Here is an 18,430-nt window from a genome sequence, read left to right as displayed (position 1 = left end):
CTCAGTTCTCCCGGATCGTCGAACGCGGATCGAGAACGGCCAGCAGCACGTCCACCGTCAGGTTCACCAGCAGGACCCCGATGCCGTAGACGAGCACGATCCCCTGCACCAGCGGATAGTCCTTCTGCAGGATCGATTGGGCGATGGTGGAACCGAGGCCCGGCCAGGCGAAGACGTTCTCCACCAGCACCGTCCCGGCGACCATCCCGGTCAGCATCAGCCCGCCCATGGTGAGCGTGGCGGTCAGCGCGTTCGGCAAGGCGTGTCGCAGGTAGACCAGCCGCGCGGGCAGCCGCTTCGCCCGCGCGGTGCGGATGAAGTCGTTGCCCAGCACGGAAAGCGTCTCCACCCGGACGATGCGGGCGAGCACCGACGCCGGACCGAGCGCCAGCGCGATCACCGGGAGCACGAACGAACTCGCGTCCGCGTTCCCCGCGACCGGGAACCAGCCCAGCTGGACCGAGAAGAACGCGACCAGCGCCACGGCGAGCAGGAACTCCGGGATGGCCGCGAGCAGCACGGTCGTCGAGGTGAACGCCAGCTCGCCACCCCGCCGTCGTCCGCCGCGGGTCAGCACGGCGAACGACAGGCCCAGCGGGATCGCGAGCGCGATGACCACCGCGAAGGCGGGCAACGCCAGCTGGAGGGTGGCGGGCAGCCGGTCGCCGATCACCTCGGAGACCGGCTGCCCGCTCGTCATCGACGTCCCGAAGTCACCGGTGACCAGGCCGCCGAGGTAGTGGACGTACTGCAGCCACAGTGGATCGTCGAGACCGAGCGCCGCCCGGCGCGCGTTCACCAGCTCGACCGGCGCGGTCAGCCCGAGCGCCGCGCGGACCGGATCGCCGGGGATCAGCTGGATCATCAGGAACGCCGTGGTGATCAGGACCCACAACGAGATCGCGAACCGGCCGAGGCGGCGCACGGCGAACGACAGCCACGGACTGCCGCGCAACCCGGCCGGGGCGACCGCGACGGCCATCAGCCGTACATCCGGATCGACGACGGCTCGACCGAACCGAAGTTGACCTTGAACCGCGCGTTGCTGCCGAAGGTCGGGATGACCGAGTTGACGTAGGGCACGACGTCCAGCCGCTCGATGAGCGCCTGTTCCGCCGCGAGCCAGGTCGCGCAGCCCGAGTCACCGGCCATCCGCGCCGCCTGCGCGGCCTGCGCCGTGTACTTCTCGTTCTCGATATGCGCGAAGTTGGTACCCGCCGGCGGTTTCGGCCCCGAGACGAACGGGACGGCCTGACTCGGCAGCAACAGGGTCACCGGCGCGAGCGAGATGTCCCACTCACCGGTGTTGAAGAGCACCTGGCTGGTCCCCGGGCTGTCGAGGCCTTTGAGCGTCACCTCGGCGCCGATGGCCTTCCACGACTGCTGCATCAGTTCGGCGGCGGGCGCCATCGTCGGCCCGACCTGCGTACCGTAGATGGCGGTCAGCGCGAGCCGTTTGCCGTCCTTGACCCGCACCCCGTCCGCTCCCGGCTGCCAGCCCGCCGCGTCGAGGGCCGACTTCGCGGCGGCGGCGTCGAACGCGGGCAGTTTGCCGGACACCGCGTCCCCGGCGCACACCCTCGGTTCGGTGGTGACCAGCCCCTGGCTGGGTGCACCGGAGCCGCTGGTGAGCACCTTCCCGATCTGGGCGAGGTCGAGCGCCTGCACCAGCGCGCGGCGCACGGCCTGGTCGCCGCCCGCGCGGCCGGGCGCCTGGTTGAAGAACATCTCGCCCAGCGGTACGACCTGCTCGCCGTGGAAGAGCTTCTGGGCCCGTAGACGCTGCTGGTCCTGACCGGTGATCCGGGCACCGTTGAGTTCACCGGACAGCAGCAGGTTCGCGGCGGTCGTCATGTTCTGGATGACCCGGAAGGTCACCTTCTCCGGCAGACCGGGCTGCTCACGCTGCCAGTCCCCCGGCCCCCACGCGTAGTCCTTGCGCCTGGTGAGGGTGTAGTGGTCGTTCGGCACGATCTCGGTCATGGTGAACATGCCGGTGCCGTACTTGCCCTTGGCGAGCCCCTGCCGGTCGGTCACCCCCTTGCCGCAGACGATCGGCAGGCCGCCGACGTTGCGCAGCAGGAAGGCGTCCGGCGCTCCGCTGGTGAGCGTGATAGTCCGTGCCGCGTCGTCGGCGGTGGCCTTCGTGCCCGGGGCGACGGTGAGCCCGGACATCGGCGACTTGTTGGCGGGATCGCCGACGAAGTTGACGTTCGCCGCCACGTCGCTCGCGGTCAGCGGGGTGCCGTCGTCACAGGTGATCCCGTTCCGCAGGGTGAAGGAGGCCGTGGTCGTGGACGCCTCCCACTTTTCGGCGAGCCCGGCGATCGGCTTGCCCGACTCGTCGAGATTGATCAGGCTGTCGTAGAGGTAGCGCCCGATGTCGAGCGCCACCGCGAGCACGGTCATCGCCGGGTCCAGTGCCCCCGGGTCGGTGCCGATGGCCATCGTGAAGGTCTTGCCCTCGGTCAATTTCTGGTTCGCGGTCCGGTCCTGCCCGGATTGCGACGTCCCCCCGCACGCGCTCACGGTCAAGGCCACCACGCTCGTGATCGCGGCGGTGAGCCGAGCTTTCTTCATGCGGTTTCTCCTACTGGGTCATGGTCTACGCGCGGAGGTGATCAACGGCGAGGCGGGCGGCCTCGCCGATGGCGGAGTCGACCGCGGGCAAGCGGTCGGCGAGGGATTCGGCGCGGGTGAACACCGCGACGGCGTACCGGCGACCGTCCACATGGGTCACCACCCCCGCTTCGTTGCGGACGGCGGGGAGCGTCCCGGTCTTGGCCGCGATCGCCACCCCGGCGGGGAAACCGGACGAGATCCGGTGCGGCCAGATCTGCTGCGCCATGATCGTCCGCACGCGTTCACAGGCGGCCGGGGCGCCCGCGCGGTCGGTCCAGATCGCGTCGAGCAACGCGGTGATCTCCCTCGGCGTCGACGACGTCGTGCGTTCCGGGTCGAGCACCGAGAGCTTCCACATCTGTTCTTCCGAAGCCGCGCTGAAGACGGCTTCCAGGTCTTCGTCCGGTTTCGCGCCGAGATCGGCGATCACCGAGGCGAAGAGGTCTTCGCAGCAGCCGACCAGCCGCGTCCTGGTGAGGCCGAGGTCGGCGAGCACCCGGTCGACGGCCTCCTGTCCGACCCGGTGGTAGACGACGTCGGTCGCGGCGTTGTCGCTCATCGTCAGCATGAAATGCGCCAGGTCGCGCCAGCTCATCTCGACGTCGTCCGCGCAGCCTGCCGTCCCGATCCCGCCGATCCGGTACCGCGCGGTGACCCGGGTCCGCTCGGCCTCGTCGATCCGCCCGGCGGCCACCTCACGGGCGAAGGCGACCGCCACCGGGATCTTGAACACCGACGCCAGCACGACCGGGTCGTCCGCGCCGACACCGACTTCGGGACCGTCGGGGACGCCGATCTCGCGCGCGTGCACGAATCCGCGCGCCCCCGCGTCCGCGAAGACGGCCTCGATCTCGCCGGCGATCGCCGTCACCGGGCCACCCGGCGGTCGGCGCGTCCGGTGTGGACGAACAACGCGCGGCCGGTGCCGTCGTCACCGACGAACGCGTGCGGCATGTGCAGGCCGAGGCCGTCGTGCTCGGCGACCAGGGTGTCGCCCTTGTAGCCCAGCAGCCTGGTCTTCTCCGGCGCCGTGCCGAGGTCGGCGAAAATCCCCTTCGCCGTGCGTTCCAGCCACAAACCGCCGTCCTCGTCCTGCGTGACGACGATGTCCGCCACCTGCGACGAGTACTCGCCCACGTACCGCGACGGGTCCGCCGGGGCCTCCGCGGCGTTCGGCTCCGGCAGCGACGGGACCTCGACACCGGCCAGCTCGCCCAGCACCTTCCGGAAGATGTCCAGGTAGAGGTGCATCGGTTTGCCGCCGTTGGTCAGCAAGGCCACCGCGACGTTGCTGCCCGGCACGACGCGCAGGAACGCGGACTGGCCGATGGTCCCGCCGTCGTGGCCGATCACCGGGCCGCCGTCCCAGTCGAAGATCATCCAGCCGAGGCCCCACGCCCCGCCCATCAGGCCGAGGTAGGGCAGCTCGACCTGGCGTTCCCACATGGCCCGCGCGGTTTCGGGCCGCAGGACCTGGGTGCCGTCGTCCGCGCGGCCTTCGTTGAGGTGCATGCGCACGAAGGTCAGCAGGTCGCGCGGGCGCATCGCCAGATGCGAACCCGCCGGCACGTTGGACCGCGTCAACGCCCAGACGGGCGCGGCCACCGGCTCGTCGTCCGGCTTCGCCTGGACGTGACCGATCGCCGCGCGGTACCGGATCGCGTCGTAGGGTCCGGCCGCGGCGTGGGTCAGGCCGAGCGGCGCGAAGAGGTGGTCGCGCAGGCAGTCGTCGTAGGACTTTCCGCGCAGGACCTCGACGATCCGCCCGAGCACGCAGTAGCCAGCGTTGTTGTAGGAGAACATTTCCCCCGGCGGGAACAGCTGGGGGACGTCGGAAAGCGTCGCCACGAGCTTCGCGACGCAGTCGTCGCCTTGCCCGGTGTCGGTGAAGATGTCGCCCTCGAATCCGGCGGTGTGACAGGTCAGCTGCCGCACCGTGATCCGCGAAGCCGCGTCGTCGTCCGAGAGGGTGAACTCGGGAAGGTAGTCGCGGACCGGCTTGTCGAGGTCGAGCCTGCCTTCGTCGACGAGCTGCATCGCCAGGGTGGTCGTCCACACCTTGGTGATCGAGCCGATCTGGAATACGGAGTCCACAGTGGACTCCACACCGGTGTTCTTGTTCAGCACACCGGCCGCGTGGTCGATCACCTCGCCGTTCGCGAAGACCGCGATGGCGGCGCCGGGCACCTGGTGCTTCTCCAGAAGAGCGGAAAAGTTCTCCGCGAGCCAGGTATCGATTTCGGAAAGTTTCGACATGCGTACCTCTTGTCCGTGGAAAGGGCAGGTCCGGCGGTTCCCGGAATGCTAGGCCGGTGACGGGCGTCACCGATTCGTGCGGAACGACGAGAGCGGCGGGAAAATTCATCCGCGCGGACGAATCATTCGCCGTCGGCCTCGGGAAGCCTCAGCCATTCGACGGCTTGTGCCGCGGCGAAACCGATGAACGCGTCACGCTCCGGCACCCGTGACCGCCCGTCGACCGCGTCGGTGAAAATCCCTACCGCGTAACGGCCGCCATCCGGGTACTCGACCACACCGACCTCGTTGCGCACCGACGGCAGTGTCCCGGTCTTGCCGCCGACGCGGATCCCGTCGTCCGGGAACCCGGACCGCAGCCGGTGCGGCCACACCTGGAGCTCCATCCAGCGCCGGACGTCCGCGCACGCCGTCGGCGCGGCCGCCTCGTCGCGCCAGATGAGCCCGAGCAGCCGGGTGATCTCCTCGGCGGTCGTGGCGCAACTGTGTTCCGGTCGCAGCGCGCGCAACGCCTTGATCCGCTCGATGGGAAGCTCCGTCAGCAGTCTTTCGTCGTCCTCGTAGGAGATCCCGAGGTCTTCCCCGATACTGCCGAGCACCTCTCCGCAGTCGTGCGTGACGGTGGTGTGCTCGAAACCGAGGTCGCGCAACGTCTTCTCCGTCGATTCCTTCCCGACGCGGTCGAGGATCAGGTCGGTGGCGACGTTGTCGCTGATGCCGATCATCAGGATCGCGAGGTCGTACCAGGACATCGTGATCTCGTGCCGGAAGGTGGCCAGGCCGTACGGGCTGGGCGTGGGATGCCCCGGCGGGACGGTGATCCGCTCGCCGAGGTCGAGCCCGCCCTCGGCACCCTGCTTCGCCAGTTCCAGCGCGATCGGGACCTTGAAGACCGACGCCGTGACGACCGGGGCGTGTTCGTCGACGCCGATCCGCCGGGTGCCGTCGATTTCGGCCGCGTGCAGCCGGACCCGGACGCCGACCTCCTTGGCGCGCTCGGTGATCGTTGCGATGACTTCGGACGCGGTGGACATGGAACTCCTGTCTACGTTGGACTCGTCGGGAGCCGGGGAGGGTGTCGAGCGAGCCGGGCCACTCACGAGGCCGAGCCGGCACTCGCCTTGGAAAAAGTGAACTGCGCCGGGTTCTGCGGTACCCAGAACGCCATCACGGCGGTGAGGAACGTCGTGCCGATGAGGAACCCGAACGCGGCGGTGTAGGAGAAGGTGTCGGCGAGCCAGCCCATCGCCACCGGCGCGACCGCGCCGGCCACCTGGCCGCCGAAGTTCATCACTCCCATGCCGATCCCGGTGACCGCCGTGGGGAGCACCCGCAGCGGCAGGCCGAAGACGGCCATCGTCGCCATGCCGAACACAGCGAGCGCGAGCGTCTCGTAGACGGTGAACTCCACCGTGCTGTCCGCGTTCACCATCAACGTCAGCAGCACCACGGTCACCAGCGCGATCGAACCGAGGTACCAGCGGCCGTGATCGTGGAAGTACCGGTCGAACAGCCAGCCGCCGAGGATGGTCGTCACGATGCTCACCAGCATCGGGATCGCGGCAAGAATCCCGGTCTGGCTCAACGACAGCCCCCGCGACTCCAGCAGGTAGCTGGGTACCCAGGTGATCATCCCGTAATTGAGCATGTTGGTGACGCAGAACAGCAGGGTGAACTTCCAGACCACAAAGGACTTCAGTACCTGTTTGCGGGAGACCTCGGTGGTTTTCACCTCGTCGCGCGGCAGGCTGCTCAGCCGTTCGGGCAGCGCCTTGGGCAACAGTGTCCAGACGACCACGCCGATGAGCGCGCCGATGCCCGCCATCCAGAAGAACGTATGCCGCCAGCCGATGGCCATCAGCAGGGGGCCGACGATCAACGGCGCCAGGCCGGCGCCGATCCCACCGGCGGACAGCATCACGCCGGTCACCGTCGCGCGGTTGCCGGGGGTGGTCCGTTCGGCGATCGCCTTGAACGAGGCCGCCGGGAAAAGTCCTTGGCACACACCGAAAAGGCCGCGGACGACGAGCAGCATCCCGAAGGTGCCCGCCATCCCGGTCATCGCGGTGAACGCCGACCAGAGCAGCAGCGTGACCAGCATCGGCCCCCGCGAGCCGTACCGGTCGGCGAGGAAGCCCGCCGGGATCTGGCAGACCATGTACACCAGCGCGAACACGGTGACGAGCCAGCCCTGCTGGGTCTTGCTGAGCTCGAACTCGGCGCCGATCATCGGCAGCGCCATCCCGATGGAGAACCGATCGATGTAGTCGACCGCCCAGGCGAACACCATCACCACCATGGTGATGAGCGCCGTCCGGTTGATCCGCCGTGCTGTCCAGGTGTCCTCATTGACCACTGCCGTCATGGCGCCTCCGCGGAAACTTTGGGAGAGAAGGAGAACGGCGCGAGAGTGGCGCCGATCACTCATTCTGAAACGCGGTCGGCGAGCGGAGTTCGTGCGATCCCACGAACATCCGCCGTCGTTTCGGGCCGGAAGACCAACGTCAGTCTTCGGCGCCCGGCGGCCCGGTCCGCGCGTCACGGGGCAGCAGCCGCAACTGCAGCATCGCGGCGAACCGCTCCCCCGCGTCGTCGAGGTCGATCCCGCCGACCTCCGCGAGACGCCGCAGCCGGTAGCGGAAGGTGTTCGGATGGACATACGCCGACGCGGACGCGGCTCCGATGTCACCGAAGGCGTCGAGCCAGCATCGGAGGGTGTGCACCAGTTGTGACTGATGCTGCGCGTCGTAGGCGAGCAACCGTGCGACAGGTCCTGTCGCGACGTCTCCCCTGGCCGCGGCGAGATCGGCCAGATCCAGCATCAGCGCGTCGACGTGGACGTCGTCCGCGGTCGCGACGCGTTTGGCGCCGCCGTTGGTGAGCAGCACACGCAACGCCCGGTCCGCGCCGTCCCGGGAGGTGTGGAGGCCGGACGCGTCGAGCGCGAGCGGACCGATGCCGATCGCGGCCGCCGCCCGGCGTCCCGTGCGCTCCAGGAAGGTCGACGCGACCCGCACCGAACGCTCCTGCCAGTCGGCGTGCCCGCCGGGCATCGGGAGGATCCCGTAGGCGACGTCGCCGACCAGCGCGACCGCCGAGCGAGGCTGGACGGCGCTCAGGTGCATGGCCAGCGCGTCGGCGACCCGCTGACGGTCCGCGACCAGCTTGAGATCGTCCTCGGGATCGGGTGCGCCGAGCAGGCCCATGGCGAGCACGATCGACGGCTGGCCGAGCAGCCCGAGCCGGGCGACCGCCTCCGGCGCGCCGGAGCCGCCTTCGAGCGCCGTGCTCACCAGGTCCGCGCGCAGCCGCCGTTCGACGTCGGCGCCCGCGCGCAACCGGAGCATGTGCAACGCGACGAGTTTGGCTGCGTCGATCAGTGCCTGCGTCCGCTCTTCGCTGAGCGGCTCCCGGACCGCGGCCCAGATCGAGCCGAGTATCTCGTCGCCGGCGCGGACGGCGAGCGCCACGCGCGGAATCGCGATCTCGTTGTCGTCGTAACGCTGCGGATCGACGTAGACGGGCGCGTGGTCGCGGTACAGCCGCTCGAAGACGCCGTCCCGTTCCAGGCCGCGGGCGAACCGCTCCGGTACCTGACGGCCGAGGATGGTCTCGACCCGGGAGGGGTCCGCTTCGTCCTGGCGCCCGGAGAACGCGAGGATCCGGTTGCTGCGGTCCTCGATGGTCACCGGCGCGTCCACGAGCGCGGCGATCGCGTTGGCCAGCGCGAAGAGATCACCCGACGGCATTCCGCCGAGCGTCTGGGGCGAAACCTCGCCGACGTCCTCTTCGGCGAGCAAGGTCCTGAGCATGGCGGCGAGCTGCGCCCACGACGCGCCGCGCGCGAGCCCGAGCAGCGCGACCCCGGACGAGTCCGCGGCACGCCGGAGTTCCGGCGCCGGGGTGACGGGAGACCGGACGACGAGCGCCGCCGCGCCTCGCGCACCCACGTCGTGCAAGAGGCGGACGACCTCGTCCTGATCCCGCACCCCGACGCCGAGCACGACGGCCCCGCCAGGGATTTCGGATTCGTCGTGCGGATCGTGGATGACCACCCCGCCGAGCTGCTTGCGGGTGGTCCGGCCGACGGCGACCGGCTCCAGGAGCACGTCCCCGAGGTTTTCGAGGACGCGTCCCAAGCTCGTATGCGGCTTGCTGGGCACCGGTGTCAGCACCCCCCGAAGTTAAACCCGGTCTCACCGAACCGACTGGTTCGATGCGACCAAATCTAACCCCGGATTTCGTAGGGCGCTACGAACCGATCCACGTTTTCTCCGTGGTCACCTCGTCCAGGAGGCCGGGAATCGGAGTCACGCCGAGCCCCGGCCCCGTCGGCACCGGCAGGTGCCCGGCGTCCAGCACGAACGGCTCGGTGATGTCCGTGCGGTAGAACCGGCCGGACGCCGAGGTGTCACCCGGCAGCGTGAAACCGGGCAGCGAGGCCAGCGCGACGTTGGCCGCCCGGCCGAGTCCGGTTTCGATCATCCCGCCGCACCACACCGCCACCCCGTGCGCCGCACAGACGTCGTGCACCCGGCGTGCTTCGAGATAACCGCCGACGCGGCCCGGTTTGATGTTGACGATCTGGCAGGCACCCAGCTTGATCGCGTCCGCGGCGGCCTTGGCGGAGACGATCGACTCGTCGAGGCAGATCGGCGTCCGGATCCGCTTGGCCAGTTCGGCGTGGCCGAGCACGTCCTCCTCTTCGAGCGGCTGCTCGATCAGCAGCAGGCCGAACGGGTCGAGCCGGGACAGCAGGGGCGCGTCGCCCAGGGTGTACGCAGTGTTCGCGTCGACCTGGAGCAGCACGTCGTCACCGAAGCGCTCACGCACCTGGCGGACCGGCTCGACGTCCCAGCCGGGCTCGATCTTCAGTTTGATCCGGACATAGCCTTCGTCGAGGTAGCCGCCGACGACATCGAGCAGTTGCGGGATCGAGTCCATGATCCCGACCGAGACCCCGCAGGCCACGGAGTCGCGTGTGGACCCGAGCTCGGCCGCGAAGGATCGTTCGTGCGCGCGGAGTTCGGCGTCGAGGACCGCCATCTCCAGCGCCCCCTTCGCCATCCTCTGCCCTTTGAACTTCGCCAGCAACGGCGTCACCTTGTACGCGGTGACGTCGTCCGCGGCCAGCAGGGCGGGGATCAGATGGTTGCGCAGCACGTGTTCGGCGGCGTCGTTGTACTCCGACGAGTAGAGCGGCGCCTCCATCGCGACACATTCGCCCCACCCCTCGCTCGCCGGGGTCACCGCGCGGACGAGCAGCAGTTCCCGTTCCGACTGCGTTCCGAACGAAGTCCGGAACGGGGCCACGAGCGGCATCCGGACCCGGCGCAGTTCCACACCGCTGAGTTTCACGACTGCTCCTTCGAGATCACGTACCAGCCGGCACGATCGAAACCGGTGACCTGGGCGTTGTCCGCCATCAGTCCACCGAGGACTTCACGCAGGGCGGCGCGCCACGCGTTGCCGCGACCGGGGTCGGTGCGGCGCAACCGTTCGATATCGGACGGGACGGCGACGAGCACGGTCGGCGCGTCGGCGGATCCGATACTCGGACCGCCGTCGGGGTCGACCGACAGCGCCTTCGCCGCGCCCAACGCCTCCGCGTCGATCAACACGGGTTCACCGAAGGAGGCGGCACGGACCTCCGGGCTCTGGAGGTCCCATCCGACCATCAACCGGTCGGTGTCACCCGACCCGTTGATGCTGTCCTCCATCGGACCGTAGAAGTCGGGCAGGTAGCCGATCGGGCGCGCGCCGAGTTTCCCCAGGTTGAAATAGGCGTTGCGCCGCACCAGCGGGTCGAAGGTCCAGGTGATCACCGAGACGTCCTGGAGCAGGGCCCACCCGCGCTGGTGCAGTTTGAGCGCCTGCCCGATCCCGCGCCCCGCCCCGGCTTTGGCGACTCCGGCGATGTGGCTGTGCAGGCTCGCCTTTCCGGGATTCCCGAAGAACCCGAAACAGGCCCCCAGCAGTTCACCGTTCTCGAAGGCGCCCGCGACGTAGTTCCCGGCACTGGACATCGCGCGGAGCAGTTCCGTGCTCACGGGCCGCGCGCCGGGTGCCGTTTGCCAGATCGACTCGAACAGGCCGACCACGGCGGCCAGATCGGCGATTTCGGTGAGTTCGCGGATTTCGACGCCCGAAGCCGCGGCCGCCGCCCGCGCGGCGGCGACGGCTTCGTCGCGCACCTCCGCCGACGCGAGGCTCTCCGCGTTCGTCGCAAGATTCGTCACGGGACAATCCTTTCCCCGCACGACGGCCGAGTCACCGTCGTGCCGTACCAGATTCGCCGGCGCGATTCGTCGCACCGGACGGATCCCGTTTCGCGAGCACGTTCTCCACGAGCGCGGCCAGCAAAGCGGTGCGGCGCGGCAATTCCGCGACGACGACGTGTTCGTGATCCGCGTGCGCCCCGCCCCCGACGGCGCCCAGGCCGTCCAGCGTGGGAACACCGATCCCCGCCGTGTAATTGCCGTCCGAGGCGCCGCCGACCGACGCGGAGGTCAGTTCCCCGAGGCCGAGGTCGTCCGCCAGGTCCTGGGCCAGCGCGAACAATCCGGCCGACGAGCCCGCTTCGAGCGGCGGCCGGTTGATCCCGCCGGTCACCCGGACCTCGGCTCCTTCCAGCACCGGCGGGAGTACCCGCATGGCCCTGTCGACACGGAGTTGTTCGGCCTCGTCCCACACGCGGACGTCGACGGCCACGCTCGCGGCGGCGGGAACCGTGTTGACCGTGGTTCCCGCCGAGACGACGGTGGGCGTCACGCTCGTCCCGGCCACCGGGTCGGCGAGCGCGGCCACGGCGAGGATCTGGTGGGAGATCTCGATTCCCGCGTTGACCCCCTTCTCCGGTTCCAGCCCGGCGTGCGCCGCCCGGCCGGTGACCTCGACCCGATAGTGGGAAACGCCTTTGCGGCGGCATTTCAGCGCACCGCCGTCGGCCGAAGCCTCCAGCACGAACGCCGCGTCGCAGCCCGCCGCAGTCTCCTCGATCAGCGCGCGGGACGAAGGCGAACCGAGCTCCTCGTCACCGGTGACCAGAATGGACAGTCCGTCGCGGTCGGGCACGGTCGCCGCGGCGTGCAGCGCCATCACGACACCCGCCTTCATGTCGAAGCAGCCGGGTCCGCGCAACACCCCGTCCCGCACCGAGAACGGATGTGTCTCCAGCGAACCGTGGGGCCACACCGTGTCGTGGTGACCGAGCAGCAGCACCCGGGGCGGCCCGTCACCGAATCGCCAGCGCAGGTGCGTGACCCCGTCGACGACGATCCTCTCCGGCTCCGCACCGAGCAGTCTCAGTCCCACTTCGGCCACCACTTCGGCGCTACGGGCCACCGCCTCGTGATCCGACGACGGCGACTCGCAGCGCACGAGCGTCTCGATGTCGGCGAGCAGGTCGCTCATCGCGGCTCACCCCGCAACGGCTTCCCGGGGAACGCGTCCGTGCGCAGATTCCCGTCGGTGACGACGGGGACCCCCGAAACGAACAGGTGCCGGACGCCGACGGAAGGCCTGGTCGAGTCGAAGTAGGTCGCCGCATCGGTGATGGCTTCCGGGTCGAGGACGACGATGTCGGCGTCGGCGCCGACGTTCAGCCGTCCCTTCGCCACCGCACCGGGGGCGACCTCGTCGAGCACGCGCGCCGGCAGGTAGGAGCAGCGCCGGAACGCCTCCAGCCACGTCCAGGCCTTGCTCTCTCGCACCATCAGGCGCAACGTCTTGGCGTAGGTCCCCGCCGTGCGCGGATGTGTCGCGCCACCGGGCGGCAGCGGCCATTCGGTGCTCTCGCTGGTGCCGTTCTTCCAGTACACGGGCAGCGCGTCGCTGGCGACGATGGCGTCCGGGAACGCGAGCGCCTGGTGCAGCAGGCCGAGATCGTGCGGGCTGCTTTCGTCGAGGAATTCCAGGATGCACGGCGCGCCGGGATCCTCGGCACGCACCTGGAGCAGGCGGCCTTCGTCGGCGATCCGCTCCCCCGACTCCAGCATGATCACGCTGGACGGGGACAGTCCCTTCATCTTCAGGCGTTCGGGCGAAAGGAACGCCGCGCCGATCCCCGTGCTGCCGGCCCCGTACGGATAGGCCTCGACCGTCACCCTCGACCCGGCCGCGCGGCCCGCTTCGAGTGCCGCGAGCACTCGCTCGATCTGGTGGCCGGAGGTGCTGTTCACGTGGCAGTGGTGCATCGCGGCGCCGGTCTCGGCCGCGACGATCGCGATCTCCGCCGAGCCGTCGATGGGCGTCCGCGGGTTCACCTCGACCAGTTCACGGACGTGGGTGTAGGTCGGTGCCCCGGCCTCCTTGGCCAGCCGGGCCAATGCGAGGAACTCTCCGGGGTCGGTGTCGGGCGCGTAGCCGAGGAGCACCCCGACGCCGAGCGCGCCCGCGGCCAGCTCACCGTCCACAAGGGACAGCCAGGCCGCCATCTCCTTCGGCGACGAAGTCCTTTGCCAGGCCGGGTTTCCGAGCACCGCCAGCCCGCTGTCGATATTCGCGTCCGGTTCGATCCCGGCGAGCACCTGCGCCCGCGCGGCACCCCAGGACGCGGAGAACCCGTAGTGCAGCGGCCGTCCCGCCGCGGCCGCCTCCGCGTAGGCCCGCTCGATCGGCATCAAGCCGGCTTCGAGGTCGAGCGCGGTCGTCACCCCGTCCATCGCCTGGAGCCGCTGGCCCGCGATGGTGTGCACGTGGCTGTGCAGGTCGATGAAGCCCGGTCCGACGACGAGCCCGCGGACGTCGATCTCCACGTCGCCGGGCTCCGCGGCCAAGCCCTCCCCGACGGCGGTGACCACGCCATCGGTCACCAGCACATCGGCCGTACCGTCGAAGCCCGTCGCCGGATCGATGACACGACCGCCGCGCAAGAGTGTCCGCATACTTCGCCTCCTAGGATCGCCTCGTTCATGGCGACCCTAGGAGGTTTCGGCGAGCGTCCGTTCGTACCGCGCGACGAATCCGGGCCCCTCGGTCCATCCGCCCGCACGAACCGGCTCAGGCTCCTCCGCCCGTGTCATGAAAGGGTCGTTCAGGACGAGACATGTCCTGAACGACCCTTTCATGACATACCGGGACCCTCAGCGCTTCCGATGTTCCGCGATGATCTCCGCGTACCGGTGCCCGCTCGCCTTGATCGTGCGGACCTGCGTGTCGTAGTCGACCCGCACGAGCCCGAACCGTTTGCTCAGCCCGCTGTCCCATTCGAAGTTGTCGAGCAGCGACCAGGCGAAGTAGCCCTTCACCGGCGCACCCGCTTCAGCGGCTCCGGCCACCGCACCCAGATGTTCCTCCAGGTAGGCGATGCGGTCGGCGTCGTGGATCGAGCCGTCCTCGGCGACCTTGTCGTCGAAGGCCGCCCCGCTCTCGGTGACGTAGATGGTGCGGGCGCCGTACTCGTTGGCGAGCCGGTGGATCAGGTCCGCGAGCCCCTGCCCGTGGATCTCCCAGCCCATCGCCGTGGTCGCCGCGCCCTCGACCGGTACCTGCCGGGCGCGGGGCACGGGACCGTGCGGGTCGTCCTCGACGATCTGCCGGAAGTAGTAGTTCAGCCCGTGGAAGCCGACCGGCGTCGAGATCACCTCGAGATCGTCTCCGACCACGGGCGGTTCGACGCCGTAGACCTCGATCATGTCCGCCGGGTAGCCGCGGCCGTTCGACGGGTCGAGCCACCAGCGGTTGACGTGCCCGTCCATCCGCGCCGCCGCCTCGACGTCCGCGGTGGAGTCCGACGCGGGCTCGATCCCGCTGAGGTTGACCACCAGGCCGACGTTGGCGGGCCGCGCGGCGTTGGCGGTGATCGCCTGAACGCCGAGACCGTGCGCGAGCAGGAGATGGTGCGACGCGTCGATGGCCTGCTTGAGGTCTTTGACACCAGGGGCGAACCGGCCTTCGAGATAGCCGAGCCAGGCCGAGCACAGCGGTTCGTTGACGGTGTTCCAGTCCGCGACCCGGTCACCGAGTTTGGCCGCGACGACGGCGGCGTAATCGGCGTAGGCAAAGGCCGTATCACGTTCCGGCCAGCCGCCCTTCAGCGCCGAAGGCAGGTCCCAGTGGAACAGCGTGGCGAACGGCCGGATCCCGGCTTCGAGCAACGCGTCGACCAGCCGGTCGTAGAAGTCGAGGCCGGCCGCGTTGACCGCGCCGCGGCCGGTCGGGATCACCCGTGGCCAAGCGACGGAGAAGCGGTAGGCGTCCAGGCCCAGCCGCTTCATGATGGCGAGATCCTCCGGCCAGCGCCGGTAGTGGTCGCACGCGACGTCGGCGGTGTCGCCGTTCAGGACGGCACCCGGGACCCGGACGAAGTCGTCCCAGATGGACGGGAGGCGGCCATCGGCGTCGACGGCGCCTTCCACCTGGTACGCGGCGGTGGCCGCACCCCACAGGAAATCGGCGGGCAGGTGCAGATTCAAGGCGGACCTCTCTGTACGGAGCGACGGGCTGGTCATTTCACGGCACCGGCGGTGAGCCCGGCGACGAGATAACGCTGGAGCAGCAGGAATCCGGCGACGACCGGGACGGAGACGATCAATGACGCGGCCATGACCTGGTTCCAGTACACCTGGACCTGGGTGGAGTACTCCTGGAGGCCGACGGCGAGGGTCCGCGTGCCCGAGTCGGTCATCACCGACGCGAACAGGACCTCGCCCCAGGCCGTCATGAACGAGTAGATCCCCACCGCGACGATGCCCGGCATGGCCGCCGGCACCACCACCCGGATCAGCGCGCCGAACGGCCCGGTGCCGTCGACCATCGCGGCCTCGTCGAGTTCCTTGGGGATCGAGTCGATGTAGCCGGCGAGCATCCAGATGGCGAACGGCAGCGAGAAGGTCAGGTACGTGATGATCAGCCCGAGCCGGGAGCCGTACAGCACGATTCCGGTGGTGTTGCCGATGTTGACGAAGATGAGGAACAGCGGCAGCAGGAACAGGATGCCGGGGAACATCTGCGTGGACAGCACGGTCATCTTGAAGAAGTTCTTGCCACGGAACCGGAACCTGCTCAGGGCGTACGCCGCGAAGATCGCGATCACCACCGAGAGGATCGCCGCCGAGCCGGAGATGATCAGGCTGTTCACGAAGTAGTCGGCGAGCGGGATGGTCTCCCAGATGTCGAAGAACGGCTGGATGGTCAGCGTCGTCGGGATCCATTCCCAGGTGCCCTGCACATCTCCGAGCGGCTTCAGCGACGAGGAAACCATCGCGTACAGCGGCACCAGGGTGAACAGGGCGAGGAAGCCGAGGACGAATCGGCGGGCCCACGGGACCCAGCGAGGCTCAGACAACGGCGTTCCTCCTGCGCGCGGTCAGTCCCAAGTAGACGGTGCTGACGATCAGGAGGAACAGCAGCAACAGCACCGACATCGCCGAGCCGAGGCCGAAGTTCCAGGTCACGAAGGAGCTCTGGTAAATGTGGATCGAAATCAGCGACGCCTCCTTGGGCGCGGACGCTCCGAAAAGGACATACGGCGTGTTGAAGTCGTTGAACGTCCACAAGAACAGCACCAGCAGCAGGACCTGGTTGACCGGGCGCAGCATCGGCTGGGTGATCGCCTGGAACTGGCGCCACCAGCCCGCGCCGTCGATGGCGGCCGCTTCGTACAGTTCGCCGGGGATGTTCTGCAGCCCGGCCATCACGATCAGGAACGCGAACGGCCAGTTGCGCCACACCGAGACGACCAGCAGCGACCAGAAACTGTTGTCCCCGATGAGCCAGAAGGAATCCGTGCCCAGCAGGTCGTTCACCAGGCCGGTGTCCTTTTGGAACATGAACGACCAGGTGATCACCGCGGCGTACATCGGCAGCGCGTAGGGCACCAGGAACAATGTCCGGAGCAGGCCGCGTCCCCGGAAGTTCTTCTGCATCAGCACGGCGGCCGACGTTCCGAAGAGCCAGCAGAACCCGACCGACGCGACGGTGTACAGGACGGTGATCCAGAACGAGCCGAGCAGCGACTTCCCCGCCGCGGCGTCGAAGTCCAGGACGAACTTGTAGTTGTCCAGCCCGGCCGCCGGGGCGGACGAGAAGTCCCGGATGTAGAACTGCGTGAGCTTGAAGAAGCTCATCACCAGCCCGGCGACCATCGGGATCAGGTGGACGAGCAGTTCCAGCAGGATCGCGGGCAGCAGGAGCAGATACGGCAGCGCGACCCGGCGCCGGTTACGCCGGGCACGCCGCGGCCTGGGCGCCCCGGCCGCCTTCACGGCCGGGGCGTCGTCGAGCGCGGTCGGCATCAACCACCGGCCGCGATCTGCTGGTCCGCCTGGTTCAGCTGGTCGCGGATCTTGGCCCCGTCGACCGGCTTGCCGGCCGCGACGTCGGCGAACATCCCCTTCATCGCGGTGCCGATCAGGGTCTCGAACTGCGATTCCTGCGGAACCTGCGGCATCGGCTCGGCCGAATTCGCGAGCACGTTCTGGAACACCTTGACGTCTTCGGTCTGGAAGGCCGCGTCGCTGTAGGCGTCCTGGACGGTCGGCAGCGAACCGTAGGTCTTGTTGAGCAGTGCCTGCTCCGGCGCCGAGACCATGAACTTCACGAAGTCCAGTGCGGCGTCGGGGTTCTTGGTGTTCTTGAAGACCGACATGTTGATACCCGCGACGAAGCTGGTCACCTTCCGGCCGTTCGGCGGCGCGGTGGCGGGCAACGGGATCGGCGCGACGCCGAGGTTCGCCATGTCCATCCCGATGTTCTTGAACGACCCCGCGGAAGCCTGGTTCATGAACATCGCGGCCTTGCCGTCGGACAGATCCTTGAGGGATTTGGCGGTGTCGGCGTACTCGGCGTTGGCCGGGTTGACGATCTTGTCCTTCTGCATCAGGTCGACGAACTGCTGCACGGCCGCGACCGACGGATCCGACGCGAGCTGCGGTTTGCCCTCGGAGGTGAAGAACTGCGCCCCGTGCTGAGCGCCGAGGATCGCGGCGTGGTGACTGTTCTCCGTGACCTGGCCCGCTTGGAGCGAGAGCCCCCACTGGCCCTTGTCGGGCTTGGTGAGCTTCTTGCCGTCCTCGACGAGCTCCTCCCAGGTGGCGGGCGGCTTGGTGATGCCGGCTTCGGTGAAGAGCTTCTTGTTGTAGTACAGGCCGTACGCCTGGCCGTAGAGCGGTACGCCGACCGGCGGCTGTCCGGTCGCCCCGGTGGCCGCCAGCGACGGGCCGAGGAACCGCGACTTCCCGCCGATCTTCTCCAGCGCGGCGTCGTCGAACGGCAGGAACGCTCCGGTCGCCTGCAACGAGGCCGACCAGGTGTTGCCGATATTGAGCACGTCCGGCCCCTTGCCGGAGGTGGTGGCCGCGAGGATCCGGTTGAGCAGATCCGTCCACGGGACGACCTCGAGCTTGACCTTGATCCCGGAGGCCTTCTCGAACTTGTCCAGTTCGGGCTGCAGGACGGCCTTGTCGTTGTCGAGACTGGTGCCCTGGTTGGACGCCCAGTACACGAGCTCCTTGGGAGCGCTGGACGACGTGTCGCCGCCGCCGCACGCCGTCGTGGCGGCGGCCGCCAGCGCCAGGACGAGCGCGGGAGCGATCTTTCCGATTCGCATCGA

The 18,430-nt window shown here is 68.9% G+C and carries 15 protein-coding genes; all 15 read right to left on the bottom strand.

What is annotated here, in order from left to right:
* Position 1 precedes the first annotated feature (1 nt).
* Positions 2–982: an ABC transporter permease gene (locus ACIBTM_RS25425; protein ID WP_395879616.1), complete on the bottom strand. Its 981-nt coding sequence runs from the start codon at positions 980–982 to the stop codon at positions 2–4.
* A complete protein-coding gene (locus ACIBTM_RS25420; RefSeq protein WP_395879615.1) occupies positions 982–2,580 on the bottom strand; it encodes an ABC transporter substrate-binding protein in 1,599 nt (532 codons plus the stop codon). The genes ACIBTM_RS25425 and ACIBTM_RS25420 overlap by 1 nt, the downstream gene beginning before the upstream one ends.
* Before the next feature lie 25 nt (positions 2,581–2,605).
* The gene (locus tag ACIBTM_RS25415) at positions 2,606–3,493 is read right to left on the bottom strand and encodes a serine hydrolase (RefSeq protein WP_395879614.1); all 888 of its coding nucleotides are present in this window, start codon (positions 3,491–3,493) and stop codon (positions 2,606–2,608) included.
* Positions 3,490–4,878, bottom strand: coding sequence for a serine hydrolase domain-containing protein (locus ACIBTM_RS25410; protein ID WP_395879613.1), 1,389 nt, complete (start codon positions 4,876–4,878; stop codon positions 3,490–3,492). Before ACIBTM_RS25410 ends, ACIBTM_RS25415 begins: the two co-directional genes overlap by 4 nt.
* Before the next feature lie 122 nt (positions 4,879–5,000).
* Positions 5,001–5,912 (bottom strand): serine hydrolase, encoded by a 912-nt coding sequence (locus tag ACIBTM_RS25405; protein WP_395879612.1) that lies wholly within the window; start codon positions 5,910–5,912, stop codon positions 5,001–5,003.
* A gap of 62 nt (positions 5,913–5,974) precedes the next feature.
* Positions 5,975–7,243: an MFS transporter gene (locus tag ACIBTM_RS25400; protein ID WP_395879611.1), complete on the bottom strand. Its 1,269-nt coding sequence runs from the start codon at positions 7,241–7,243 to the stop codon at positions 5,975–5,977.
* A gap of 139 nt (positions 7,244–7,382) precedes the next feature.
* A complete protein-coding gene (locus ACIBTM_RS25395; protein ID WP_395879610.1) occupies positions 7,383–9,053 on the bottom strand; it encodes a PucR family transcriptional regulator in 1,671 nt (556 codons plus the stop codon).
* Between the two features lie 76 nt (positions 9,054–9,129).
* Positions 9,130–10,236, bottom strand: coding sequence for an o-succinylbenzoate synthase (gene menC, locus ACIBTM_RS25390; RefSeq protein WP_395879609.1), 1,107 nt, complete (start codon positions 10,234–10,236; stop codon positions 9,130–9,132).
* Positions 10,233–11,117: a GNAT family N-acetyltransferase gene (locus ACIBTM_RS25385; protein ID WP_395879608.1), complete on the bottom strand. Its 885-nt coding sequence runs from the start codon at positions 11,115–11,117 to the stop codon at positions 10,233–10,235. Before ACIBTM_RS25385 ends, menC begins: the two co-directional genes overlap by 4 nt.
* Before the next feature lie 31 nt (positions 11,118–11,148).
* Positions 11,149–12,291, bottom strand: coding sequence for a M20 family metallopeptidase (locus ACIBTM_RS25380; RefSeq protein ID WP_395879607.1), 1,143 nt, complete (start codon positions 12,289–12,291; stop codon positions 11,149–11,151).
* Positions 12,288–13,763: an amidohydrolase family protein gene (locus tag ACIBTM_RS25375; protein ID WP_395879606.1), complete on the bottom strand. Its 1,476-nt coding sequence runs from the start codon at positions 13,761–13,763 to the stop codon at positions 12,288–12,290. The genes ACIBTM_RS25380 and ACIBTM_RS25375 overlap by 4 nt, the downstream gene beginning before the upstream one ends.
* A 198-nt stretch (positions 13,764–13,961) precedes the next feature.
* On the bottom strand, positions 13,962–15,293 hold the full coding sequence (locus tag ACIBTM_RS25370; RefSeq protein WP_395879605.1) for a GH1 family beta-glucosidase: 1,332 nt from the start codon (positions 15,291–15,293) through the stop codon (positions 13,962–13,964).
* A gap of 32 nt (positions 15,294–15,325) precedes the next feature.
* The gene (locus ACIBTM_RS25365) at positions 15,326–16,165 is read right to left on the bottom strand and encodes a carbohydrate ABC transporter permease (protein ID WP_395879604.1); all 840 of its coding nucleotides are present in this window, start codon (positions 16,163–16,165) and stop codon (positions 15,326–15,328) included.
* Positions 16,158–17,114 (bottom strand): carbohydrate ABC transporter permease, encoded by a 957-nt coding sequence (locus ACIBTM_RS25360; RefSeq protein ID WP_395879603.1) that lies wholly within the window; start codon positions 17,112–17,114, stop codon positions 16,158–16,160. The genes ACIBTM_RS25365 and ACIBTM_RS25360 overlap by 8 nt, the downstream gene beginning before the upstream one ends.
* Complete coding sequence (locus ACIBTM_RS25355) at positions 17,114–18,427, bottom strand: ABC transporter substrate-binding protein (RefSeq protein ID WP_395879601.1); 1,314 nt, start codon at positions 18,425–18,427, stop codon at positions 17,114–17,116. Before ACIBTM_RS25355 ends, ACIBTM_RS25360 begins: the two co-directional genes overlap by 1 nt.
* Positions 18,428–18,430 lie beyond the last annotated feature (3 nt).

The sequence above is a fragment of the Amycolatopsis sp. NPDC049868 genome, from assembly GCF_044461365.1.
Lineage (GTDB): Bacteria > Actinomycetota > Actinomycetes > Mycobacteriales > Pseudonocardiaceae > Amycolatopsis.
Note: the sequence above shows the minus strand (reverse complement) of the source record. Positions and strands in the feature narration are given on the sequence as shown.